This window comes from Blastococcus sp. TF02-8 (genome assembly GCF_003319175.1).
GTDB lineage: Bacteria > Actinomycetota > Actinomycetes > Mycobacteriales > Geodermatophilaceae > Blastococcus.
This window is the reverse complement of the sequence record NZ_QOHK01000004.1, coordinates 62,898-86,478: the sequence shown is the minus strand read 5'-3', so window position 1 is coordinate 86,478 and position 23,581 is coordinate 62,898. Positions and strand designations below refer to the sequence as shown.

24 protein-coding genes and 1 tRNA gene are annotated in these 23,581 nt (G+C 74.3%); 20 read left to right on the top strand and 5 right to left on the bottom strand.

All coding sequences use genetic code 11. The features are described from left to right. Window positions 1–4: 4 nt before the first annotated feature. Window positions 5–760, top strand: a complete 756-nt coding sequence (locus DQ237_RS09615) for a class I SAM-dependent methyltransferase (protein WP_240619539.1) — start codon at window positions 5–7, stop codon at window positions 758–760. A gap of 13 nt (window positions 761–773) precedes the next feature. Here the strand turns inward: DQ237_RS09615 and DQ237_RS09610 are convergent, their stop codons facing one another. Beyond that, window positions 774–1,559: a trans-aconitate 2-methyltransferase gene (locus DQ237_RS09610; RefSeq protein WP_240619538.1), complete on the bottom strand. Its 786-nt coding sequence runs from the start codon at window positions 1,557–1,559 to the stop codon at window positions 774–776. Between the two features lie 206 nt (window positions 1,560–1,765). Between DQ237_RS09610 and tmk the strand changes: the two genes are divergently transcribed. The 3 genes from tmk (at window position 1,766) to DQ237_RS09595 (ending at window position 5,309) form a co-directional block, all read left to right on the top strand. After that, complete coding sequence (tmk, locus tag DQ237_RS09605; RefSeq protein ID WP_113800062.1) at window positions 1,766–3,997, top strand: dTMP kinase; 2,232 nt, start codon at window positions 1,766–1,768, stop codon at window positions 3,995–3,997. Continuing rightward, window positions 3,994–5,178, top strand: a complete 1,185-nt coding sequence (locus tag DQ237_RS09600) for a DNA polymerase III subunit delta' (protein WP_113799592.1) — start codon at window positions 3,994–3,996, stop codon at window positions 5,176–5,178. Before tmk ends, DQ237_RS09600 begins: the two co-directional genes overlap by 4 nt. Window positions 5,179–5,236: 58 nt before the next feature. Beyond that, window positions 5,237–5,309, top strand: a tRNA-Thr gene (locus DQ237_RS09595). A 184-nt stretch (window positions 5,310–5,493) separates the two neighbouring features. Here DQ237_RS09595 and DQ237_RS09590 read toward each other — a convergent pair. After that, window positions 5,494–5,988, bottom strand: coding sequence for an inorganic diphosphatase (locus DQ237_RS09590; RefSeq protein WP_166509559.1), 495 nt, complete (start codon window positions 5,986–5,988; stop codon window positions 5,494–5,496). Between the two features lie 65 nt (window positions 5,989–6,053). Here DQ237_RS09590 and dacB point away from each other — a divergent pair, with 65 nt between their 5' ends. The 12 genes from dacB to DQ237_RS09530 all read left to right on the top strand — a co-directional run bounded on the left by dacB (window position 6,054) and on the right by DQ237_RS09530 (window position 16,813). Beyond that, window positions 6,054–7,469, top strand: coding sequence for a D-alanyl-D-alanine carboxypeptidase/D-alanyl-D-alanine-endopeptidase (dacB, locus tag DQ237_RS09585; protein WP_113799589.1), 1,416 nt, complete (start codon window positions 6,054–6,056; stop codon window positions 7,467–7,469). A gap of 87 nt (window positions 7,470–7,556) precedes the next feature. After that, window positions 7,557–8,642: a zinc-dependent metalloprotease gene (locus DQ237_RS09580; RefSeq protein ID WP_113799587.1), complete on the top strand. Its 1,086-nt coding sequence runs from the start codon at window positions 7,557–7,559 to the stop codon at window positions 8,640–8,642. A 7-nt stretch (window positions 8,643–8,649) separates the two neighbouring features. Further along, complete coding sequence (gene tilS, locus DQ237_RS09575) at window positions 8,650–9,666, top strand: tRNA lysidine(34) synthetase TilS (protein ID WP_113799585.1); 1,017 nt, start codon at window positions 8,650–8,652, stop codon at window positions 9,664–9,666. After that, window positions 9,663–10,253: a hypoxanthine phosphoribosyltransferase gene (gene hpt / locus DQ237_RS09570; RefSeq protein ID WP_113799583.1), complete on the top strand. Its 591-nt coding sequence runs from the start codon at window positions 9,663–9,665 to the stop codon at window positions 10,251–10,253. Before tilS ends, hpt begins: the two co-directional genes overlap by 4 nt. Before the next feature lie 200 nt (window positions 10,254–10,453). Further along, a complete protein-coding gene (gene ftsH, locus DQ237_RS09565; RefSeq protein ID WP_113799581.1) occupies window positions 10,454–12,436 on the top strand; it encodes an ATP-dependent zinc metalloprotease FtsH in 1,983 nt (660 codons plus the stop codon). Then, window positions 12,433–13,050 carry a GTP cyclohydrolase I FolE gene (gene folE, locus DQ237_RS09560; protein WP_113799579.1) on the top strand — a complete coding sequence of 206 codons (618 nt, stop codon included), beginning with the start codon at window positions 12,433–12,435 and terminating at the stop codon, window positions 13,048–13,050. The genes ftsH and folE overlap by 4 nt, the downstream gene beginning before the upstream one ends. Before the next feature lie 5 nt (window positions 13,051–13,055). Continuing rightward, window positions 13,056–13,895, top strand: a complete 840-nt coding sequence (gene folP, locus DQ237_RS09555) for a dihydropteroate synthase (protein WP_240619537.1) — start codon at window positions 13,056–13,058, stop codon at window positions 13,893–13,895. Beyond that, a complete protein-coding gene (gene folB, locus DQ237_RS09550; protein WP_113799577.1) occupies window positions 13,888–14,274 on the top strand; it encodes a dihydroneopterin aldolase in 387 nt (128 codons plus the stop codon). The genes folP and folB overlap by 8 nt, the downstream gene beginning before the upstream one ends. After that, window positions 14,271–14,777 carry a 2-amino-4-hydroxy-6-hydroxymethyldihydropteridine diphosphokinase gene (gene folK, locus DQ237_RS09545; RefSeq protein WP_113799576.1) on the top strand — a complete coding sequence of 169 codons (507 nt, stop codon included), beginning with the start codon at window positions 14,271–14,273 and terminating at the stop codon, window positions 14,775–14,777. The genes folB and folK overlap by 4 nt, the downstream gene beginning before the upstream one ends. 7 nt (window positions 14,778–14,784) lie before the next feature. Beyond that, a complete protein-coding gene (locus tag DQ237_RS09540) occupies window positions 14,785–15,291 on the top strand; it encodes a DUF3180 domain-containing protein (protein ID WP_113799574.1) in 507 nt (168 codons plus the stop codon). 53 nt (window positions 15,292–15,344) lie between these two features. Then, entirely contained in the window at window positions 15,345–16,268 is a 924-nt protein-coding gene (locus tag DQ237_RS09535) for a helix-turn-helix domain-containing protein (protein ID WP_113799572.1), read from the top strand. Then, window positions 16,262–16,813, top strand: coding sequence for a dihydrofolate reductase family protein (locus tag DQ237_RS09530; protein WP_113799570.1), 552 nt, complete (start codon window positions 16,262–16,264; stop codon window positions 16,811–16,813). Before DQ237_RS09535 ends, DQ237_RS09530 begins: the two co-directional genes overlap by 7 nt. Here DQ237_RS09530 and DQ237_RS09525 read toward each other — a convergent pair. After that, window positions 16,810–17,997, bottom strand: coding sequence for an ABC transporter ATP-binding protein (locus DQ237_RS09525; protein ID WP_113799568.1), 1,188 nt, complete (start codon window positions 17,995–17,997; stop codon window positions 16,810–16,812). The genes DQ237_RS09530 and DQ237_RS09525 overlap by 4 nt on opposite strands. Window positions 17,998–18,023: 26 nt before the next feature. Between DQ237_RS09525 and DQ237_RS09520 the strand changes: the two genes are divergently transcribed. The 3 genes from DQ237_RS09520 (at window position 18,024) to DQ237_RS09510 (ending at window position 20,563) form a co-directional block, all read left to right on the top strand. Beyond that, window positions 18,024–18,722, top strand: coding sequence for an ABC transporter permease (locus DQ237_RS09520; RefSeq protein ID WP_113799566.1), 699 nt, complete (start codon window positions 18,024–18,026; stop codon window positions 18,720–18,722). After that, on the top strand, window positions 18,719–19,453 hold the full coding sequence (locus DQ237_RS09515; RefSeq protein WP_113799564.1) for an ABC transporter permease: 735 nt from the start codon (window positions 18,719–18,721) through the stop codon (window positions 19,451–19,453). Before DQ237_RS09520 ends, DQ237_RS09515 begins: the two co-directional genes overlap by 4 nt. A 117-nt stretch (window positions 19,454–19,570) precedes the next feature. After that, window positions 19,571–20,563 (top strand): glycine betaine ABC transporter substrate-binding protein, encoded by a 993-nt coding sequence (locus tag DQ237_RS09510; RefSeq protein ID WP_113799562.1) that lies wholly within the window; start codon window positions 19,571–19,573, stop codon window positions 20,561–20,563. Window positions 20,564–20,644: 81 nt separating this feature from the next. On the opposite strand, the gene DQ237_RS09505 is transcribed toward DQ237_RS09510, so the two are convergent. Beyond that, window positions 20,645–21,250 carry a DUF1684 domain-containing protein gene (locus tag DQ237_RS09505; RefSeq protein WP_113800058.1) on the bottom strand — a complete coding sequence of 202 codons (606 nt, stop codon included), beginning with the start codon at window positions 21,248–21,250 and terminating at the stop codon, window positions 20,645–20,647. A 101-nt stretch (window positions 21,251–21,351) separates the two neighbouring features. Between DQ237_RS09505 and DQ237_RS09500 the strand changes: the two genes are divergently transcribed. Beyond that, window positions 21,352–22,803, top strand: a complete 1,452-nt coding sequence (locus tag DQ237_RS09500; RefSeq protein ID WP_113799560.1) for a DUF6779 domain-containing protein — start codon at window positions 21,352–21,354, stop codon at window positions 22,801–22,803. On the opposite strand, the gene DQ237_RS09495 is transcribed toward DQ237_RS09500, so the two are convergent. After that, window positions 22,800–23,552, bottom strand: a complete 753-nt coding sequence (locus tag DQ237_RS09495; RefSeq protein WP_113799558.1) for an SDR family oxidoreductase — start codon at window positions 23,550–23,552, stop codon at window positions 22,800–22,802. The two genes, DQ237_RS09500 and DQ237_RS09495, sit on opposite strands and share 4 nt — an antisense overlap. Window positions 23,553–23,581 lie beyond the last annotated feature (29 nt).

Below are 23,581 nucleotides of genomic sequence, written 5' to 3'. Positions count from 1 at the left end.
CCCGGTGACCGTCCCGGACGACGCGATGTGGGCTCGCGCGCGCTCGTTCGGGTCGGTCGCCGCCGGCTACGCGCGGCTGCGTCCCGGCTATCCGGCCGACGCGGTGGCCTTCCTGCTCGGGGACCGCCCCCTCGACGTGCTCGACGTCGGCGCCGGGACGGGGTTGCTCAGCCAGGTCGTCCTGGACCAGGGGCACCGCGTGCGGGCGGTCGACCCCTCCCCGGAGATGCTGGCCGAGCTGGAGGCGCGCCTCCCGGCGGTCCCGACGGCGGTGGGGACGGCCGAGTCGCTCCCGGTCGGGGACGCCTCGGTCGACGCGGTGGTGGCCGGCCAGGCCGCCCACTGGTTCGACCCCGTCCCTGCCGCCCGGGAGCTCCGCCGCGTGCTGCGGCCCACCGGGGTCGTCGGTCTGGTCTGGAACACCCGGGACGACCGAGTGCCGTGGCTCGCCGCCCTCGAGGAGCTCCTCGACGACGAGGCCCGCGGGCACGAGGCCGACCAGGGGGTCGTGGACCGTCTCGCCACGGAACTCCGCGCCGAGGTGCGGCTCCAGGAGTCCGGCATCGTCCAGCGCGCGGCCCCCGAGGAGGTCGTCGGCGGCATCGCCACCCGCAGCTACGTGGCGCTCATGGACGACGCCCGCCGCGCGGAGTTCCTGGGCGGGATCCGGCAGCTGCTCGCCGAGCACCCCGACACCCGCGGGCGGCAGGAGCTCGAGCTGCCCTACCGCACCCACGCCTACCGGCTCACCCCTCGCTGACCGGGATCCCGCGTCAGGCCGGGCGGGCGCCGACGGCGAAGACCCGCCGGAAGGGCAGCAGCGTCGTCCCGTCGGGCCGCGGCGGATAGGCCTCCCGCAGCACGGCTGCGTACCGGGAGGTGAACCGCGCGGCGTCCTCGTCCGCCAGTCGGGCCAGGACCGGGCGCAGCACGGTCGAGCGGACCCAGGCGAGCACCGGGTCCTCGCCGGTGAGCACGTGCAGGTAGGTCGTCTCCCAGACGTCGGGCACGAGCCCCGCGCCGGCGAGCACCTCCGCGTACCCGGTCGGCTCGAGGACGGTGTCCGGGGCCGGCGCGACCTCGGCCAGCCGATCGGCCCACTCGGGGGAGCGGCACAGCGCGGCGAGCAGCGCATGCGTGGGCGCGCGGAAGTTGCCCGGCACCTGGACGGCGAGCCACCCGCCGGGCGGCAACGCCCCGGCCCAGCGCGCCATGAGCTCCGCGTGCCCGGGCACCCAGTGCAGGACGGCGTTGCTCACGACGACGTCGACCGGCTCGTCGGGCATCCACCGGGCGACGTCGCCCAGCTCGAAGCGGACGCCGGGGACGGTCGACGCGGCGGCCAGCATCTCGGGGGAGGAGTCGATCCCGGTGACGCGTGCCTCCGGCCAGCGCGCGGCCAGGGACGCCGTCAGCGATCCCTCGCCGCACCCGAGATCGACCACGGTGCGCGGCGCCTCGGCGTCGACCCGGGCCATCAGCTCGACGAACGGTCGGGCCCGCTCCCCGGCGAACCGCAGGTAGTTGCCGGGCTGCCAGGCATCGCTCGTCGGCGTCACGTCACCAACGCTAGGCGGAGGGTGACCCATGGGTGACCGTTTGCCCCTCGCGGGCGACGAACGCCCTGAATCGTCACGACCGCCCGGTACCGTTGCCCCGCCGGGGCCTGCTCCGTCCCGGTGACCATCGACCCGAGGAGCTCGCGATTCCGGCCGACCCGACGCCACCGGTGCCCCCGAACGAGGGGTCCGAGGGTGGTGCCCCCGTGGCCGGGCCCGCAGCGGGTGACGGGCTGCCGCCGGCCGGGACGCCGGTCCCGCCGGATGCCGCCGCGCCGCTGGGCGAGCTGACCGAGGATTCCGCCGAGCACCCCGACGGCGCCGGTGCGGTCGGGCTCGTGGCCAAGATCCGCGCCGTGCTGCGCGTCCGCGACTTCCGCAAGCTCTGGATGTCGATGGCCCTGTCGAGCTTCGGCGACTGGCTCGGCCTGCTCGCCATCACCGCGACCGCGACGACGCTGGTCGACGGCTACGCGGCCAACTTCGCCCTCGGCGGCGTGCTCGCGTTCCGGCTGCTCCCGGCCATCGTGCTGGGCCCGCTGGCCGGGGCCTTCGCGGACCGGTTCGACCGGCGCAAGACGATGGTCGTCTCTGACGTCCTCCGGTTCGGCCTGTTCGCCTCGATCCCGATCGTCGGCGATCTCGTCTGGCTGTTCGTCGCCCAGTTCCTCATCGAGGCGATCAGCCTGTTCTGGATCCCGGCGAAGGACGCCGCGGTCCCGAACATGCTGCGCAAGGACCAGATGGAGCCGGCCAACCAGCTGTCCCTGGTCACCACGTACGGGTTCACCCCGGTGCTCGCCGCCATCGTCTTCGCGGTGCTGAACACCGTCGGTGGCCGCAGCGGGGAGGTGCTCCCGAACGTGGGCCAGGAGGACCTGGCGCTCTACGTGAACGCGCTGACCTTCCTGGTCGCTGCCGTCGTCATCTGGAACCTGCCCTCGATCAGCGGCCGCCGCGCCGCCGGGGCCGTGGCCGGCCAGGAGAGCTTCCTCAAGTCCCTGACCAGCGGTTTCTCCTTCGCCGGGCACACCCCGCTGGTGCGCGGGCTGGTCGTCGGCATCACCGGCGCGTTCGTCGCCGCCGGCGTGGTGATCGCCACGGCGCAGGCATTCGCCAGGTCGGTCGGCGGCGGCGCGGCGGCGTACGGCCTGCTGTTCGGCGCCGTCTTCATCGGCCTGGGCATCGGCATCGCCCTCGGCCCGAGCGTGGCTCGCGACCTCTCCCGCGAACGGCTCTTCGGCGTGGCCATCGTCGGTGCCGGCGGGGCGTTGCTGCTGCTGGCCTGGACGTTCACGCTGTGGCTGGCGCTGCTGCTCGTCGTCGCCATGGGCTTCTTCGCCGGCATCGCCTACCTCGCCGGCTTCACCCTGCTCGGCACCGAGATCGACGACGCGATCCGCGGCCGGACGTTCGCCCTCGTCCAGTCGCTGGTCAGGGCCGCGCTGATCGTCTCGCTGGCCGTCGTGCCCTTCGGGGTCGGCCTGCTGCGGCGGCACACGATCCACCTGGGCGAGGTGGCCTTCACCGTCACCGGCGAGCGCCTGATGCTCTTCGGCGCAGGACTGCTCGCGCTCGGCGTCGGGGTGCTCGCCTACCGGCAGATGGACGACGGCCGGCCGGTCCCGCTGATCGCCGACGTCGTCACCGCGCTGCGCCGCGACACCACCGCCCGTCGGCGGCTGGCCGGCGGCGGGGTGCTGATCGCGTTCGAGGGCGGGGAGGGTGCCGGGAAGTCCACCCAGGTGCGCCGGCTGCAGGAGTGGCTCACCGACGAGGGACTGGTGGCCCGCAAGACCTTCGAGCCGGGAGCCACCGCGCCGGGCGCCGTCATCCGGTCGGTCGTCCTGGACAAGGCGCAGACCAGCATCGCCCCGCGGGCGGAGGCGATGCTGTACGCCGCCGACCGGGCCCAGCACGTGCACGAGGTGCTCCGCCCCGCGCTCGACGCCGGCGAGGTCGTCATCACCGACCGGTTCGTGGACAGCTCGCTGGCCTACCAGGGGGCGGGGCGGACCATCCCGCTCGACGACGTCCGGATGCTCTCCCGGTGGGCGACCCAGGGTCTGCAGCCCGACCTGACGATCCTGCTCGACCTGCCGCCCGAGGTGGGCCTGGCCCGGGCCCGCGGCCGGGCGGCGGCGGACCGGCTGGAGTCCGAGTCCCTCGACTTCCACCAGCGGGTGCGGCAGACCTTCCGGACCCTGGCCGAGGCAGCGCCGGACCGCTACCTGGTGATCGACGCGCGCCGCAGCCCTGACGAGATCGCGGCGGAGATCCGGGTGCGGGTGGCCGACCTCCTGTCCGGGCTGCCCCTGCAGACGCTCCCGGTGCCGGCCGGCGCTCCGGCGTCCCCGCGACGGCGCGAGCAGGAGCTGGCCACGGCCACGCACCACCCGCACGCGCAGACCGGCACGACCCCGCAGCTGCACCCGTGACGTCGGCGGTGACGGCGCCCGCCGAGGGCGTGTGGGCGCAGGTGATCGGCCAGCCGGCGGTCGTCGAGGAGCTGCGCGCCGCCGTGGCCGACCCCGCGGCCATGACCCACTCCTGGCTCTTCACCGGCCCGCCCGGTTCCGGCCGCTCCGTGGCCGCCCGCGCCTTCGCCGCCGCGCTGCAGTGCCCGGACGGCGGTGACGGCACCTGCCACGAGTGCCGCACCGTGCTGGCCGGCACGCACGCCGACGTGCACGTCATCGTCCCCGACGGCCTCTCGATCGGCGCCGCGGAGGCGCGGGGCCTGATCCGGGTCGCGGGACGCGCGCCCTCCGGTGGGCGCTGGCAGGTCGTGCTCGTCGAGGACGCCGACCGGATGACCGAGTCGGCCTCCAACGCCGTCCTCAAGATGATCGAGGAGCCGCCGCCGCGCACGGTGTTCCTGCTCTGCGCCCCGAGCCTGCATCCCGACGACGTCCCGGTCACCATCCGCTCCCGGTGCCGGGTCGTGGGCCTGCGCACGCCACGGGTCGACGACATCGCCGAGGTGCTCGTCCGCCGTGACGGCGTGGACCCGGCGCTGGCCGCCTGGTCGGCCGCGGCCTCCGGCGGGCACGTGGGCCGGGCCCGCCGGCTCGCCCGCGACGAGGACGCCCGCATGGCCCGCAAGGCGGTCCTGGACGTGCCGCTGCGGCTGGTCTCGCTGGCCGCCTGCCTCGACGCCGCCGACGACCTGGTCGGTGCCGCGCAGGAGGAGACCGACGCCGCCACCGAGGCTCTGGACAGCGCAGAGACCGAGGCGTTGAAGAACAGCCTCGGCGTCGGCGCGCGCGGGCCCGGTGTGGCCGCGTCGCGCGGCGGGGCCGGCCAGCTCAAGGAGCTGGAGAAGCGGCAGAAGTCGCGGGCCACCCGCATCGGCCGCGACAGCCTGGACCGGGCGCTGGTCGACCTGGCCGGGCTCTACCGGGACGCCCTGGTGCTGCACGCGACCGGTGCCGCGGCGCCGCAGCTGAACCATCCCGACCGGCGGTCCGACGCCGAGGAGCTGGCCCGGCGCGTCGGCGCCGAGGGGGCGCTGCGCCGGATCGACGCGATCCTGGACTGCCGTCGCGCGCTGGAGCAGAACGTGAAGCCGCAGGTGGCGCTGGAGGCGCTCACCGTGGCGCTCCGCCTGCCGTCCTGACACCGCCTGCCCCTGCGCGAGCCCCGCGACCCGGTGTCGTAGGCTGTGCGGGCAGTTCGCCGCCTTAGCTCAGTCGGTAGAGCATCTCACTCGTAATGAGAAGGTCGTCGGTTCGATTCCGACAGGCGGCTCTCCACACGCCGGGCCCGTCCACCAGGACGGGCCCGCTGTCGTTCCCGGGAGGCCGCGCTCGTGCGCACGCGGGCGCCATCGGGCCGCGAGCAGCCCTCCCCTGGGAACGGCTGACGGCGGCACGTCGTCGAGACGTGCCGCCGTCGGTGCGGTCGGCGCCCGGCCCGGAGGACCGGGTGTCGATCAGTGGTGCGTGGAGTTGTCCTTCGCCCGCTGGATGGAGGCCTCGATCTCGGCCTCGGCCTCCGCGCGGCCGACCCACTCGGCACCCTCGACCGACTTGCCCGGCTCGAGGTCCTTGTAGGTCTCGAAGAAGTGCTGGATCTCGAGACGGTCGAACTCCGACACGTCGTCGATCTCCTTGAGGTGGGCCACCCGCGGGTCCGTCGCCGGGACGCAGAGGACCTTGTCGTCCCCGCCGGCCTCGTCGGTCATGCGGAACATGCCGATGGCCCGGCAGGTCACCAGGCATCCCGGGAACGTGGGCTCCTCGAGGATCACCAGGGCGTCGAGCGGGTCGCCGTCCTGCCCCAGGGTGTTCTCGATGTAGCCGTAGTCCGCCGGATAGCGGGTGGAGGTGAACAGCATCCGGTCCAAGCGGATGCGTCCGGTCTCATGGTCCAGCTCGTACTTGTTCCGCTGGCCCTTCGGGATTTCTACCGTCACGTCGAACTGCACGAACGTAGTGTGGCCCACGGGGGCCGATCCGGTCGGCAGAGGCCCCCCTCTGGGGGGTTGAGAGCATGACGTCGGGTGGATCGACGGTCATCACCGCGAACTACGGGCGGTTCCGTCGGCGCATGACGATCGCCGTCGTCGCGCTCGTCCTGCTGCTCGTCGGCGGCGGCATCGGACTGGGCGTCTCGATGGGCGGCGACGACGCCCCCGGCACGGAGGCCGCGCCCGTCCCCGACGCGAAGCTGCCCGAGCTCGGTCCCGTGAAGCCGGTGCTCGCCGGTCTGGCGAGCGATGCGCCCACCCCGGAGGCCGACGTCCTCCGCTCCCGCCTGACGCCGCTGGTCACCGGCTCCGCGCTCGGCAGCGGCGCCAGCGCGCAGGTCGTCGACGTGGCCACCGGCGACGTGCTCTTCCAGCAGCAGCCCGACGCCCCGGTGACCCCGGCGTCCACGGCGAAGCTGCTCACCGCGGTCGCGGCGCTCACCACGCTCGACCCGTCCGACACGTTCGCGACGACGGTCGTCAGCGGCGCGACCCCCGGTGAGGTCGTGCTGGTCGGCGGTGGTGACGTCACGCTCTCCCGCACCACGCCCTCGCGCACCTACCCCGGAGCGCCCACGGTCGCGGACCTCGCCACCCAGGTCGTGGGCGCGCTGCCCGCCGGCACCGCGGTCACCCGCGTCGTCGTCGACAGCTCCCTCTACACCGGGCCCCTGACCGCGAGCGGCTGGGGACCGGCGGACGCCCCCTCCAGCTACGCCGCCCCGGTCACGGCCACCGCCGTGGACGGCGCCCGGGTCAGCCCCGGCTCCACGGCACGCAGCGGTCAGCCCGGGCTGGACGCCGGTGCCGCGCTGGCCGACGCACTCGGCGCCCCGAACGCGACCGTCGTCCTCGGGCAGGCCCCCGCGGGCGCGAAGACGCTCGGCACCGTGCAGTCGGCGCCGGTCGCCCGCCTGGTGGAGCAGGCGCTGTCCATGTCCGACAACATGCTCGCCGAGGCCCTGGCCCGGCAGGTCGCGATCGCCCGCAAGCAGCCCGCGACCTTCGAGGGCGCCGGCAAGGCGGTGGTCGCCGCACTGAAGGAGGCGGGCCTGGACGTCTCCGGCGTGACGCTCGCCGACGGCAGCGGCCTGTCCCGGGAGGACGTCGTCACCGCCGACGTGCTGGCCGACGTCGTCACCGGGGCGGCGGACGGCAGCCTGGGCGAGGCGTCGTCGCTGCTCTCCGGGCTGCCCGTCGCGGGGTACGACGGCACCCTCGCCGATCGCGGCGACGCCGACCCGGCCACCGCGCCGGGCACCGTGCGGGCCAAGACCGGCACCCTGCTGGGCGTGCACGCCCTCGCCGGCACGGTGGTGACCGCCGACGGACGGTTGCTGGCCTTCGCCGTGGTGGCCGACAAGAGCACCGGCAGCGAGGCGGCGGCCGAGGGCGTCCTGGACGACTTCGCCTCCGAGCTGGCCGCCTGCGGCTGCTAGCAGGTCAAAGGACCCCGTTCTCCTCGCCGGCTCGGCCGGGTCCCTGAAGGGCGGCCGTCCCGGTCCGTCACCACGTACGGTGAAGCGATGAGCAGCGCCTCCTCGATGGTCGACTGGGCCCTGGCCGGACGCACCGCCCGCCGGCTGGTCAGCCCGGGGCCGTCCACCACGCGGGAGGACGCCGCCGCCGTGGTCCGCGAGCTGCACGAGGCCGCGGCCACCGCGGTCGCCCACGTGGAGGCGCTGACCGGCCTGAGCCCGGCACCCGGCGGCCCGGTGCCCGAGGTCGCCGTCGTCGACCGGCCCGCGTGGGCCGACGCGAACGCCCGGGGCATGGCGGCCCTGCTGGACCCGCTGGTCGAGAAGCTGGCCGAGCAGCAGGACAGCCGGCCCGGCGTCCTCGCCACCGCCATCGGCTCCCGCGCCACCGGGCTGCAGGCGGGCGGGCTGCTCGCCTTCCTCTCCAGCCGCGTGCTCGGCCAGTACGAGATCTTCGGCACCGGGGGCCGGCTGCTCCTCGTCGCGCCGAACATCGTGGCCACCGAGCGCAAGCTCGGCGTCGACCCGTCGGACTTCCGGCTGTGGGTCTGCCTGCACGAGGTCACCCACCAGTTGCAGTTCACCGCCGTCCCCTGGCTGCACGGCTACCTGGAGGAGCAGATCGCGGAGTTCGTCGCCGCCACCGATCTCGCGCCCGAGGCGTTGCGGGAACGGCTGCAGGACCTGCTGCGCGGGGTCGTCGACGCGGTCCGCGGCGGGCAGTCGGGCGAGTCCGAGGGGCTCATGGCGCTGGTCCGGGACCCGCGGCAGCGCGCGGTGCTCGACCGGGTGACCGCCGTGATGAGCCTGGTCGAGGGTCACGCCGAGTACGTGATGGACGGCGTGGGCCCCGAGGTCGTGCCGTCGGTGCGCACGCTGCGCAAGCGGTTCGCCCAGCGCCGCAAGGGCGCCGGCCCGCTGGACCGGGTGCTGCGCCGGCTCCTCGGCCTCGAGCAGAAGATGAAGCAGTACGCCGAGGGGCGGGTCTTCGTGGGCGGCGTCGTCGACCTGGTCGGCATGGAGGGGTTCAACCGGGTCTGGGAAGGTCCGCAGAACCTGCCGCGCATCGAGGAGCTCACGGCGCCGGAGCGGTGGGTCGAGCGGGTGCTCGGCCGCCCCGCCGTCCTCGCCTGACCGCCGGGTGAGCGGGCCGCCTCGCGCCGTCGCCGTCCTGCGGCACGCCGTCCGCGGCGGTCTGCGCCGCTCGCCGCACCCCGTGCTGGCCGCCTGCAGCGGGGGAGCGGACTCGGTGGCGCTGGCCGCCGCGCTCGCCTTCGAGGCCCGGGACGCCGGCGTGCGGGTCGGCGGCGTGACGGTCGACCACGGCCTCCAGCCGGGATCGGCCCAGCGGGCGCGCGAGACCGCGGAGCTGCTGGCCCGGCTCGGCCTGGACCCCGTCCTCGTCCTGCCGGTGCAGGTGACGGAAGCGGGAGGTCCGGAGGGTGCCGCCCGTGAGGCCCGGTACGCCGCGCTCGCGTCCGCGGCCGTCGAGCACGACGCCCGCATCGCGCTCGGCCACACCCTCGACGACCAGGCCGAGACGGTGCTGCTCGGCCTGGGCCGGGGCTCGGGCCCGCGCTCGGTGGCCGGCATGGTCGAGGACCGGCCACCGTTCTGGCGCCCGCTGCTCGGCGTCCGGCGGGCCACGACACGGGAGGCCTGCGCCGACCAGGGGCTCCCGGTGTGGGACGACCCGTGGAACGTCGATCCCGCCTACACGCGGGTCCGCCTGCGCACCGAGGCCCTGCCGCTGCTGGAGGAGGTGCTGGGCGGCGGCGTCGCACCGGCTCTCGCGCGGACCGCGGCGCTGGTGCGGGAGGACCTCGACGCCCTCGACGGGATCGCCGCCGCGGAGCTCGCCAGGCTCGCCGGCGAGGTCGGGGACGGCAGCCTGCCCGCCCGCCCGCTCGAGCCGTTGCCCGCAGCGGTCCGACGTCGGGTGCTCCGGGGGTGGTTGCTCGCTGCCGGGATCCCCGACCTGCAGGCAGTGCACCTGCGCGCCGTCGAGGCGCTCGTCACACGATGGCGCGGGCAGGGCCGGGTCGACCTACCCGGTGGCGCAGGCGTCGTCCGGGCGTCTGGCAGTCTGGTGGTCCTGCCGCCGGAGGTCCGGCGCGCGGATCCCGGACCCGCACCCCTCGAGGAGCCCCTTCCGTGACGACGGAGCCCGCCAGCACCCCCGGGGCCCTCGGTCCCGACCACGGCTACGGCCCGGACATCGACCACGTGCTCCTCAGCGAGGAGCAGATCCAGGCCAAGATCGCCGAGCTCGCGGCCCGGATCGCCGCCGACTACGCGGGCAAGGAGGTCCTGCTCGTCGGCGTGCTCAAGGGCGCCGTGCTGTTCATGAGCGACTTCGCCCGCGCACTGCAGCTGCCGACGCAGATGGAGTTCATGGCCGTCTCGTCCTACGGCTCCTCGACCAGCTCCTCCGGCGTCGTCCGGATCCTCAAGGACCTCGACCGCGACATCACCGGCAAGCACGTGCTGGTGCTCGAGGACATCATCGACTCCGGCCTGACGCTGTCCTGGCTGCTGAAGAACCTCGGCGGCCGCGCACCCGAGTCCCTCGAGGTCTGCGCCCTGCTGCGCAAGCCCGACGCGATCAAGGTCGAGGTGCCGGTCAAGTACGTGGGCTTCGACATCCCGAACGAGTTCGTCGTCGGGTACGGCCTGGACTACGCCGAGCGGTACCGGGACCTCCCCTACATCGGGACGCTCAAGCCCGAGGTGTACTCCAGCTGAGGCGCGGGGTGTCCTCCGCCCGAGGGATGCAGGACGCCTCCCAGCTCGCGGGCAGGGGATCCCCAGGGTCCCCGGTGTACCGTCGATCGTGACGACGCTGCTCCGAGCGCCGGGGTCCCCACCCGGGCCGCCGGCGGCGTCCTGGGGACGATCAGGAGGGTCGACGGGCAGGCCGGTACGCCGGCTCCCGGCATCGGTGTATGGAACGTAAGAAGATCTTCCGCTCCGTCTGGTTCTGGATCGTCCTGGTCATCCTCCTGGCCCTGACGGTCTCCTCCGTCATCGGCAACCAGGGTGGCTACAAGGAGATCTCGACCTCCACGGCCCTCGAGCAGATCGAGCGCGGCAACGTCGAGTCCGCCACCCTGAACACCAAGGAGCAGACGCTCGACCTCGACCTCAAGAAGGAGGTCCAGGGCAGCGACCAGGTCACGGCCTCCTACCCGGCGGCCATCGAGGAGCAGATCGTCGACCTGCTCCGCAAGGGCGACTCCGACGTCGCCGACGGGTTCGACACCAACGTCACCCAGGACAACCTGCTGGTCAGCCTCCTGGTGAGCTTCCTGCCCTTCCTGATCCTGCTGCTCCTGCTCTTCTGGCTGTTCAACTCCATGCAGGGTGGCGGCCGCGGGGTCATGCAGTTCGGCAAGTCCAAGGCCAAGCAGGTCACCAAGGACACCCCAAAGACGACGTTCGCCGACGTCGCCGGCGCCGACGAGGCCGTCGAGGAACTGCACGAGATCAAGGACTTCCTGCAGAACCCGGTGAAGTTCCAGGCCGTCGGCGCGAAGATCCCCAAGGGCGTGCTGCTGTTCGGCCCGCCCGGGACCGGCAAGACGCTGCTGGCCCGCGCCGTCGCCGGCGAGGCCGGCGTGCCGTTCTTCTCCATCTCCGGCTCGGACTTCGTCGAGATGTTCGTCGGCGTCGGCGCCAGCCGCGTCCGTGACCTGTTCGAGCAGGCCAAGGCCAACGCCCCGGCGATCATCTTCGTCGACGAGATCGACGCCGTCGGACGGCACCGCGGCGCCGGCATGGGCGGCGGGCACGACGAGCGCGAGCAGACCCTCAACCAGATGCTGGTCGAGATGGACGGCTTCGACGTCAAGGGCGGGGTCATCCTCATCGCGGCCACCAACCGGCCCGACATCCTCGACCCGGCCCTGCTGCGCCCCGGCCGGTTCGACCGGCAGATCGCCGTCGACCGCCCCGACCTGGAGGGCCGCAAGGCGATCCTGTCGGTGCACGCGAAGGGCAAGCCGCTCGCGCCGGACGTCGACATCGAGACCGTCGCCCGCCGCACCCCCGGCTTCACCGGTGCCGACCTGGCCAACGTCCTCAACGAGGCCGCGCTGCTGACCGCGCGCGCCAACGGCTCGCTCATCACCGACGCCACGCTCGAGGAGGCGATCGACCGCGTCATCGCCGGCCCCGAGCGCAAGACGCGGGCGATGAGCGAGAAGGAGAAGAAGGTCACCGCCTACCACGAGGGCGGCCACGCCCTGGTGGCGCACGCACTGCCCAACCTGGACCCGGTGCACAAGGTGACGATCCTGCCGCGTGGCCGTTCGCTCGGGCACACGCTCGTGCTGCCGACCGAGGACAAGTACACGCAGACCCGCTCGGAGATGATCGACACCCTGGCCTACGCCCTGGGCGGCCGGGCGGCCGAGGAGCTCGTCTTCCACGAGCCCACGACGGGCGCGGGCAACGACATCGAGAAGGCCACCGGGATGGCCCGCGCGATGGTCACCCAGTACGGCATGAGCGCCAAGCTGGGGGCGGTCAAGTACGGCAGCAGCGACTCCGAGCCGTTCCTCGGCCGGGACATGGGCAGCCGTCCGGACTACTCCGAGGCGGTCGCCGCCGACATCGACGCCGAGATCCGGGCGCTGATCGAGGCCGCGCACGACGAGGCGTGGGAGATCCTGGTGGAGTACCGGGAGGTCCTCGACCAGCTGGTGCTGGAGCTGATCGAGAAGGAGACGCTTTCCAAGGACGACATGGCCCGCATCTGCGCGCCGGTCGTCAAGCGTCCCTCGCTCGCCCCGTACAACGGTTTCGGCAAGCGCACGCCGTCGGACCAGCCGCCGGTGCTCACCCCGTCCGAGCGGGCCGCGCAGAACGGGAGCGCACCGCAGGACACGACCCCCGTCGGCGACGTCGGGGCCCCCGCCCAGCGATGAGCGAGATCCCGGCCGAGCCGGAGGACGTGCTGCTGACGCCGGCCCCTGGCGTCGACCACGAGCGGGCCGCCGCGGCGGTCCGCGAGCTGCTCATCGCGGTGGGGGAGGACCCCGACCGCGCCGGGCTGCGCGACACCCCGGCGCGGGTGGCCCGTGCCTACGCGGAGACCTTCGCCGGGCTCTGGCAGGACCCGTACGAGATCCTCGCGACGACGTTCGACGAGGACCACGACGAGCTCGTGCTGGTCAAGGACATCCCGATGTACTCGACCTGCGAGCACCACCTGGTGCCGTTCCACGGTGTGGCCCACGTGGCCTACATCCCGGGTCACGACGGGCGGGTGACGGGCCTGTCCAAGCTGGCCCGGCTGGTCGAGGTGTACGCCCGCCGTCCCCAGGTCCAGGAACGGATGACGCGGCAGATCGCCGACGCCCTCAACGACGCCCTGAAGCCGCGGGGCGTGCTCGTGGTCATCCAGGCCGAGCACCTGTGCATGGCCATGCGGGGCATCCGCAAGCCCGGTTCCTCCACCGTCACCTCGGCGGTCCGGGGGATCTTCCGGGACAACGCGGCGACCCGCAGCGAGGCCATGAGCCTGGTGCTGGGCAGGTGATCACCGTGCCGCGCCCCGACCGGTGCGTGGTCATGGGCGTCCTGAACGTCACCCCCGACTCGTTCTCCGACGGCGGCTGCTTCGCCGACCCCGAGGTCGCCGTCGCGCACGGGCTGGCGATGCACGCCGCAGGCGCGGACTACGTCGACGTCGGCGGCGAGTCCACCCGCCCCGGCGCCGACCGGGTCGACGCCCAGGAGGAGTGCCGCCGGGTCGTCCCGGTGATCCGGCGACTGGCAGCCGCCGGGGTGCGCACCAGCGTCGACACCACCCGCGCCGAGGTGGCGGAGGCGGCGCTGGCCGCGGGCGCGGTGCTCGTCAACGACGTCAGCGGTGGTCTGGCCGACGAGAACATGGCCGACCTCGTCGCCGGGACCGGCGTGCCGTGGGTGCTGATGCACTGGCGCGGGCACAGCCGGGAGATGTACGCGGCGGCCCGCTACGGCGACGTCGTCACCGAGGTCTGCGCCGAGCTGATGGCCCGCGTCGAGGACGTCGTCGCCGCCGGCGTGCGGCCCGAGCAGCTGGTGCTCGACCCCGGGCTCGGGTTCGCCAAGCGCGCCGAGCACAACTGGGCGCTCCTGGCCGGCCTCGACCGGTTGATCGCGCTGGGACTGCCGGTCCTCGTGGGCGCCTCGCGGAAGACCTTCCTGGGCCGGCTGCTCGCCGGCCCGGACGACGAGCCCCGGCCGGCCGAGCAGCGCGACGCCGCCACGCTGGCCACGACGGTGCTGGCCGCCGAGGCCGGCGCCTGGGGCGTGCGGGTGCACGACGCCGCAGCCTCGGTCGACGCCGTCCGCACGGTGGCCGCGGTGCGCGCGGCGAGAGGAGCAAGCCGTGGGTGAGTGGTCCGCGCCCGGAACCCCCGACCGGATCGCCGTCCGTGGCATCCGCGCGCACGCCCACCACGGCGTCTACGACTTCGAGCGCGAACGCGGGCAGATGTTCCGGGTCGACGCCGTCCTGGAGCTGGACACATCGGCGGCCGCCGCGGGCGACGACCTCGACCGGACGGTGAACTACGCCGATCTGGCGCAGCAGTTGCACCGCGTCCTGACCGGCGACCCGGTGAACCTGCTGGAGACCCTCGCCCAGCAGCTGGCCGACGTGTGCCTGGCGAACGAGCTGGTCGACGCCGTGGAGATCACCGTGCACAAGCCCGAGGCCGAGCTCGGCGTCCCCTTCGACGACGTCACCGTGAGCATCCGGCGGCAGCGCCGATGACGAGAGCCGTTCTCTCGCTGGGCGCCAACCTCGGTGACCGCGCCGCCGCGCTGCGGTCCGCGCTCACCGCGCTCAAGGACGAGGGGGTGCTGGTCGCGCGGTCGACGCTGTACGAGACGCCGCCGTGGGGGCCGGTCGAGCAGCCGCCGTACCTGAACGCGATCGCGGTCGTGCGCGGCGACCGCGACGCCCGGGGGTGGCTGGCCCGGGCCGGCGAGCTGGAGCAGGCGGCCGGCCGGACCCGCGAGGTGCGGTGGGGGGCGCGCACGCTGGACGTGGACGTCGTGACCGTCACCGACGACGACGGGCAGCCGGTGCTCTCCGCCGACCCGCAGCTGACGCTGCCGCACCCGCGGGCGCACGAGCGCGCCTTCGTGCTCGTCCCGTGGGACGTCGTCGAGCCCACCGCCGTCCTGCCCGGGCACGGCCGGGTCTCGGAGCTGATCGCCGCGCTCGACCCGGCCGAGGTGGCCGCCGTCGTGCGCTGGGACCACCTCCACTGAGCCGGCCGTGAGCCCCGTCCGCCGTCGCGACCTGCTCGCCCTCGCCGCCGGCCTCGCCGTGGCGGGCTGGCTGCTCGTGCGCACCTCGTACGGCCTGCTGCCGGAGCTGCGCTGGTGGCTGCCGCTCCCGCTCGCCGTCCTGGCGCTCGCCGAGGCGCTGGGCGCCCGCACGCTGCGGTCCCGTCTGGAGGCGGAGCGGGAGGCCCGCGCCGGTCGTGGCCCGGCGGTCGCGGACGCCAGCGCGGCGACGGTCCGCCCGGTGGAGCCGATGCTGGTGGCGCGGCTGGCGGTCCTGGCCCAGGCCAGTGCCTACGCGGGAGCGGTCGTCGCGGGCCTGTGGGGCGGCGTCCTGCTGCACGTGGCACCGGCGGTCGGGCGGCTGACGGCGGCGGGGAACGACACGGTCACCGCGGGCCTCGGTCTGGTCTGCTCCGCGGCGCTGGTCGCTGCCGCGCTGTGGCTGGAGGCCGCCTGCCGGGTGCCGCCGTCCTCCGGTCAGGAACCGTCCCGCTGAGCTGAGCAAGAACGGTCGGGTGCCGCACGGTCGTGGCGCGCGAGACTGCCTGCATGACGGGACGGGACCGCCTGCGCGAGCTGCTGGACGCGGTGCTCGACGAGGACAACCGCACCCTCGCGGACATGGCCGGCGACGCCTACGTCTCACCGTTCCACTTCAGCCGGGTGCTGAGCAGGAACGCCGGCGAGGCCCCGGTCACCATGCGCCGGCGGGTGATGCTCGAGCGCGCCGCCTGGCAGCTGGGGCAGGGTGCCGCCGTCACCGAGGTCGCCTGGGCGGCGGGCTACGAGTCGGTCGAGGGCTTCAGCCGTGCCTTCACCCGCGCCTACGGCCGCGCCCCGAGCGCGGTCGATCCCGCCGCCGGCCACTGGCTGCCGGCGCCCAACGGCATCCACTTCCACCCGCCCACCTCGCTGTGGGTGCACAGCACGGAGCAGGTCATGAACCCGCTGACCGAGCAGCTGGTCGCGCACGACATCGACGACGTCCGCCTGCTGATCGAGCAGGCGAAGGGACTGACCGCCGAGGAGTTCCGGGCCGTGCGGCTGCCCGGCCTCGTGGTGCTGCCGTGGGACGGCCTCGAGGAGTCGGTCCAGGCGGTGCTGGAGCACCTGGTCTTCTCGGTGGAGGTCTGGCTCGCCTCGATCGAGGGCCGCGACACCCCGGCCCGCGACGCCGACCCCGATCCGGTCCGGCTGCTGGAGCGGCACGACGCCGCCGCCCCGCGCTGGCTGGCGGTGGTCCGGGACGTCGACCGGCGTGGCGGCTGGGACGACCGGCTGGTCGACGCCCTCTGCGAGCCGCCGGAGAGCTTCGTCCTCAGCAGCGTCGTCGCGCACGTGCTGACCTTCTCCGCGCACCGCCGTCAGCTGGTGCGGCACCTGCTGCGGGCGGCGGGCCAGGAGGTCGACACCGGCGATCCCATCGAATGGCTCCGCAGATCCGTCGTCCCACCGGGAGGAACACCATGCTGACCTACTGCACAGCGACCACGCTGGACGGCTTCATCGCCGACCCCGACGACTCCCTGGACTGGCTGCTGCGCCAGAAGGGCGGTGACTCCGGGTCCTTCGACTTCGACACGTTCCTCGCCGGCGTCGGTGCCACGGTGATGGGGTCGACGACCTACGAGTGGGTCACCGGCCACCTGCACGGGACCGTCGAGGCCTGGCCGTACGCCGTGCCGTCGTGGGTGATGACCCGCCGGTCACTGCCCGCCGTCCACGGCGCGGACATCCGGTTCGCCTCGGGTGACGTCCGCCCGGTGTTCGAGGCGATGACGGCCGCGGCGGGCGGGAAGGCGCTCTGGGTGGTCGGTGGGGGCGACCTGGCCGGGCAGTTCGCGGAGGCCGGGCTGCTCGACGAGGTCGTGGTCTCGATCGCGCCGGTGACCCTGGGCGCGGGCCGGCCGCTGCTGCCCCGGCGACTGGACCTGGAGCTCGCGGGAACGGCGGCGAACGGCGCCTTCGTGTGTGCCCGGTACCGGGTGGCCGGCCCCCTGCTGGAGGACCGCTCCTAGGACCGGGTGGCCCCCGCGGTCTCCGGTACCGCACCCTCCACCGAGCGACGGAGGGCCGCGTGCAGCGACTCCGGCGTGAGCACGCCGAGGAAGCGGTCCCCGTCCAGGACGGCGACCCAGCCGGCCTCGAGCTGGAGCATCTGGGCGAACGCCGCCTTCAGCGATGCCCCGACGGGCACCCACGCCTCCATCCGCCGGCAGACGTCGCGCACCCTGCCGGTGCCGCTCGCGCGGTCGATGGACAGCCAGCCGTGCAGCGTCCGGTTCTCGTCCAGGACGACGGCCCACCGGGCGCGGGCCCGGGTGAGGACGGCCCGCGCGTCGCCGAGGCCGTCGTCCACCTGCACGACCGGAGGGTGCTCGAGGTCCTCCGGCGTGATGCCGGTGACCGCGAGCCGCTTGAGCCCCCGGTCGGCACCGACGAAGTCGGCCACGAACTCGTTCGCCGGCCGCCCCAGCAGCTCCGCCGGTGTCGCGTACTGCTCCACGTGACCGCCGCTGCTCATCACCGCGATGCGGTCCCCGATCCGCACCGCCTCCTCGATGTCGTGGGTGACGAAGACGATGGTCTTGCGCACCGTGGCCTGCAGCCGCAGGAACTCCGACTGCAGCCGCTCACGGACGACCGGGTCGACGGCCGAGAAGGGCTCGTCCATCAGCAGCACCGGCGGGTCGGCGGCCAGCGCCCGCGCCACCCCGGCGCGCTGGCGCTGACCCCCGGAGAGCTGGGCGGGGTACCGGTCGCCGTGCACGGCCGGGTCCAGCCCCACCAGCTCCAAGAGCTCGTCGACCCGCGCGCGGATCCGTGTGCGGTCCCAGCCGAGGAGGCGGGGCACCGTGCCGACGTTGACCCGCACCGTCTGGTGCGGGAACAGGCCGACGTTCTGGATCACGTAGCCGATGCGGCGGCGCAGCCCGTCGGCGTCGACGCGGGTGACGTCCTCCCCGCCGAGGAGGATCCGTCCCGTCGAGGGCTCCACCAGCCGGTTGACCATCTTCATGGTGGTGGTCTTGCCGCAGCCCGACGGTCCCACCAGGACGCTGAGCTCTCCGGCGGCGAAGGTCAGGTCCAGCTCGGCGACGCCGACGGTCCCGTCCGGGTAGACCTTGCTCACACCCTCCAGCCGGATCTCCTCCGCGCCCGTGGGGGCTGCGAGGGCGGTGGGCTCGGCAGTAGCGTCCACGACGTGGCCTCCCTGGAGCGCGCTCGGTGCTGAACGCGGACGGTGGTGCGGTGCTGGCGGTCGATGCGGCGCCGAACCCGTGGTTCGACCCGTCGTACGTGACGGAGAACTGGGACACCATCTTGGGGCATCTGGGCGAGCACGTGCGCCTCACGATCGCCGCGGTGCTGCTGGGGGCGGTCATCGCCCTGCCCCTGGCGCTGGTCGCCCGTCGCAGCCGGTGGCTGTCCGGCACGGTGCTGGGGCTCTCGACGTTCGTCTACGCGATCCCGTCGTTGGCGATGTTCGCGTTCCTGTTCCCGGTGACCGGCCTGACCTCCACCACGGTCCTCGTGGGCCTGGTCCTGTACTCGCTGGTCATCCTGGTGCGGAACTTCCTGGCCGGGCTGCAGGCGGTGCCGGCCGACGTCCGCGAGGCCGCCCGGGGCATGGGGTACGGCCCGCTGCAGCTGCTCGTCCGCGTGGACCTGCCACTCGCCCTGCCGACGTTCATGGCCGGGCTGCGCATCGCCACGGTCTCCACCGTCGCGCTCACCACCGTCGGCGTCCTCGTCGGTCACGGAGGGCTCGGCCAGCTGATCGTGGGCGGCTTCAACGCGAACTTCTACCGTGCCGAGATCGTCACCGGCACGGTGGGCTGCGTGCTCCTGGCCCTCGCCGCCGACGTGCTCCTGGCCGGGATCGAACGGTTGCTGACCCCCTGGCGGCGGGTGGGTGCGGCGTGAACGGCTTCTCCGACGCCCTCATCTACCTCAACGACCCGTTCAACTGGACCCGCCGGGACGGCATCCTGGACCTGCTCGGGGAGCACCTGGGCATCTCCGCCGTGGCGGTGCTCGCCGCGGTGGTGCTCGCGGTGCCCGTCGGCGTGCTGCTGGGGACGACGGGCCGGGGCGCGGGGCCCGTGGTCGTGCTCTCCAACGTGAGCCGCGCGGTGCCCACGCTGGCGCTGCTGACCCTCTTCGCGGTCAGTCCGATCGGCTTCGGCAACCGGGCCACCACGATCGCGCTCGCCGTGTTCGCGATCCCGCCGGTGCTCACCAACACCTTCGTGGGCATGCGAGGAGTCGATCCGGACGTGCGCGAGGCGGCGCGGGCCATGGGGATGGGCCGGCGGCAGGTGGTGCTGCGGGCCGAGCTGCCCCTGGCGATGCCGCTGGTCATGACCGGCATCCGCACCGCGGCCGTCCAGGTCGTGGCCACGGCGGGGTTGGCGGCGCTCGTGGGAGGCGGCGGCCTGGGCCGGATCGTGAACCTCGGGTTCGGGCAGCAGAACTACGGGCTGGTGGTGGCCGGCGCGATCCTCGTCGCGGGCCTCGCCCTGCTCACCGAGCTGCTGCTCGTCGTCCTCTCCTGGCTCGTCACCCCCGGCCCGCGCCGGCTGCCCGCCCTCGTCGCGCGGAATCGGCCGCCGTCGGCGGTGCCGGAGCCGACGGCGGCCGGCGTTCCGCTCTAGGCGTGCATCCAGCTGTTGTCCTCGCGACGAATGCCTAGTTGCATAGCCGTGCGGGAGTTCCTCCCGCCAGACACGCGTGGTCCAACCCGGGGCCACGGGACACAGAAGGCGGGATCCATGCGCGCGCGCATCCGTTACGTCCTCCCGCTCGCCCTCGCCGCGGCCCTCACCGCGGCGTGCGGGGAGTCGGGTTCCTCCGGTACCGGTGGGGGAGGCGACGGCACCCAGGCATCCGGGGACGCGTGCGCCCCGGTCGCCGGCGACCAGCTGGTCGTCCTGGAGGACGACCAGGAGCTGCAGAACGCCGACAACATCGTCCCTGCGGTCAACGCCCAGCTGGCGCAGTCGCAGCCGGCCGTGATCCCCGCGCTGGACGCGGTGTCGAAGGCGCTGACCACCGACGAGCTGGTCGAGATGAACGCCGCGGTGGACGTGCAGCGGAAGAGCGCCGAGGACGTCGCGGCCGCCTGGGTCGAGGAGAACGGCGTCACCGAGGGGCTGCAGAAGGGCAGCGGCCCGGTCGTCGTCGGCGCGGCCAACTTCTCCGAGTCCACGATCCTGGCCACGATCTACGCCGACGTCCTCCGCTCGGCCGGCTTCGACGCCTCGGTCCGGGACGCCGGTAGCCGCGACCTGTACCTCGACGCGCTGAAGAGCGGTGAGATCCAGGCGTTCCCGGAGTACCTCTCCACGCTCACCGAGTTCCTGGACGGCGACGAGAACCGCCAGGTCGCCAGCGGTGACGTGCAGAAGACCCTCTCGGCGCTCCAGGGCCTGGCCCAGCAGAACGGCCTGGTGGTGGGGGCTCCGTCGGAGGCGGCCGACCAGAACGCGTTCGCCGTCACCAAGGAGCTGGCCGACGAGCTGGGCGTGAGCACGCTGTCCGAGCTGGCCGACGCCTGCGGCGACGGCTCCCTGGTGCTCGGTGGGCCCACGGAGTGCCCGACCAGGCCGTTCTGCCAGCCCGGCCTGGAGAAGACCTACGACCTGACGTTCGACAGCTTCCGCGAGCTGGACGCCGGCGGCCCGCTGACCAAGGCGGCCCTGCAGAAGGGTGAGGTCTCCATCGGACTGGTGTTCAGCTCCGACGGCGCCCTCGCCAACGGCTGACGACGTCCCCCCTCACCGTTCCGGGTCCTGGCTCACCACCGGTGCTGAGGTAGGACCCGGAACGATCAGGTCTCCTGATCGTCAGTACCAGCCGCCGGGGGGCAGCTGCTCCCCGGCGGCGACCGGCACCCTCACGCGGTTGCCCTCGGGAGCGAGCGGGCAGGACCAGCGCGGGTCGTAGGTGCACGACGGGTGGTAGGCGAAGTTGAGGTCGACCACCAGCCGGTCGCCTTCCCCGCCCAGGTCGGCGCCCTTCACGGTGTCGAGCAGGTAGCGGCCGCCGCCGTACGTAGTGCTCCCGGCGGTGCCGTCGCGCAGCGGCAGGAAGATCCCGCCGCCGTAGAGCGCGACCCACCACACGTCCAGCCGTCCCACGCCGGGCAGCGCCACGACCCCGATCCGCTCCAGCGGGACGACACCGTCGCCTGCCGTGGGTACCTCGAGCCTGAGCGGGTCCGCCGGCTCCACCGCCGTCTCGAAGCGGAGCGACGGGTCGTAGGGCGCGACGGGAAGTCCGGTGAAGCCGGCGCGCGCCGCCTCGTCGAGCGGCGACTGGGGATGACCGGCGAACAGCTCGTCGCGGCCCTCGCGCCACAGCCGCCAGCCCCGCTCGGGATCGGCGGACGCGCGGACGGCGGCGTGCAGCGCGGCGACGCGTCGTCGCCAGTCCAGCAGGGAGAGGCTCACGCGGGCACTCTCGCACCGAGCACCGGTCCCCGCCCGGGTCGCCACGGAGGGCACGGGCCCGGATGCTGCCCGTGAACGTCGCTCGTCGCTACGCTGGACCCATGCCCCGCCGCGAGGACGACGACGTCGCCCGTGGCCCTGCCCTCCCCGACCGCCGCACCCTCGTGCAGGCCGGGGGGTTCGCGCTCGCCGGCGTCGCCACCCTGATGGTGTTCGTGACCGACAACCCGCAGCTGCTGCGGGTCGCCGTCGTGGCCGTGGCCTGGGCGTTCGTCCTCGCGACGGTCACCGCCGGACGCCGCGGCACCGACCGCGTGCGGGCCGCGGCACGCGAGGCGGACCTCCGGCGCGCCTACGAGCTGGAGCTGGAGCGGGAGGTCGCCGCCCGGCGGGAGTACGAGCTGGAGCTGGAGCACGAGCTCCGCCGCGAGGCCGAGGACTCGATGCGCGACGAGCTCGACGCGCTCCGCCACGAGATCGCCTCGCTCTCGGGGCTGCGCGACGAGGTGGCCCGCGTCTCGGCCCTCCGCGGCGACATCGCCGCGCTGTCCGGCCTGCGCGAGGAGGTCGCCCGGGTCGCCGCGCTCCGGGACGACGTCGCGGCGCTCACCTCGCTGCGCGGCGAACTCGGCCAGATCGGCGCCCTCCGGGACGACATGGGCCGGCTGCGCGCGGAGCTCGCCGAGCAGCTGTCCAGCGAGATGCTGGTCGAGCGCATCGTGATGCGCACCCAGGCCAGCCGGCTGCCGGGGGAGGCGCCGCGGATCGACGGACCCGCGCGCACGCTCGACGGAGCGGGCGAGTGGAGCGACGACACCCCGCCGCGCGAGCTGACCGGCGGGTGGCCCGCCGTGCGGTTGGACGAACCGGCCCGGACGCAGCAGTTCGACCAGGTCCGGAGCACTCCCTCCTGGGCGGCCGCGGCCCCGCCGCCGGCCCCTCCGGCGCCGCCCACGACGTCGTTCCCCGCCGTGACGCCGCCGTGGCAGCCCACGCCGGCCCCGGCGTACGAGCCGCTGCCGAGCTATCTCTCCGAGGTGCGGTACTCCGCCCCCGCCGAGCCGGCCCGCCCCGCCGTCGCGCCGCCCGCCTTCGACCGGCACGACCGGGCCGCCGCGCACGAGTCCGACCCCTTCCTGGGCTCCGGTCCCGCGCCGCGCTGGACCGACGAGCCGCGGCCCGCCATGTCGCCGTCGGTGGCGCCACCGACGGTCATGTCGCCGATCGTGACCCCGTCCTCGGCGATGCCGCCCGCTCCGGTCCAGCCGCCCGCCTACCTCCCGCCCGACCCCCCGGCCGCTGAGGCCCCGCGCCGCCGCCGCACGGACGAGCCGCCCGCGTGGTCGCCGGCCCCGGAGTACGCGCCCACCACCGAGCGGCCCGCGGCTGCGCCGTCCTGGTCGCCGCCGGCCGCGCCGGACACCTCCGAGAGCCTGGCGCGGATCCTGGCCGAGAACGCCGCCGCACCGCCGTCGGGCGGACGGCGTCGCCGGCGCTACCGCGAGGACGGCGAGTCCGACGACGTCCTCGCCCGGGTCCTGGGCCGCGACTAGCGCGGTCCGCGGGAGAGACCACCGCCGTCGATCACCAGGGTCTGCCCGGTCACCCAGCCCGCGCCGTCGCCGAGCAGGTAGGCCGCGGCCTCGCCGATGTCCTCCGGGGTCCCCAGCCGGGCCATCGGGTAGGCCTTCGCCACCTCGGCCTCGCGGCCCTCGAACAGCGCGCCGGCGAAGCGGGTCTTCACCACGGCCGGCGCGACCGCGTTGACGCGGACCGTCGGGGCCAGCTCCACGGCCAGCTGCGTGGTGAGGTTGATCAGCGCCGCCTTGCTCACGCCGTAGGCGCCGATCTCCTGGGAGGAGCGCAGCCCGGCGACCGAGGCGACGAACAGCACCGAACCGCCGTGCTCGGCCATCCACGCCCGCCACGCCTCCTGCACCAGGCCGAGCGCGGAGACCACGTTGGTGTCCAGGATCTTGCGGAAGGCGTCGGCATCGAGATCCATGAGCGGCCCGTACGCCGGGTTGATGCCCACGTTGCCGACCAGCACGTCGAGGCTGCCGAAGGTGTCGACGCACGTGCGCACGGCCTCGGCCCGGTGCGCCGGGTCCCCGGCGTTCCCCGGGACGGCGACGGCGACCTCGGCCCCGCCCAGCGACTCCACCGCCTCGGCGAGCGCCTCGGGCTTGCGGGCGGTGAGCACGACCCGTGCCCCGCGGTCGACCAGGCTCTTCGCGATACCGAGCCCGATGCCCCGGCTGCCGCCGGTGACCAGGGCGGTACGTCCCTCGAACGTGCGCACGCTGCCTCCTCCATCGGTGTGCCGGGGGT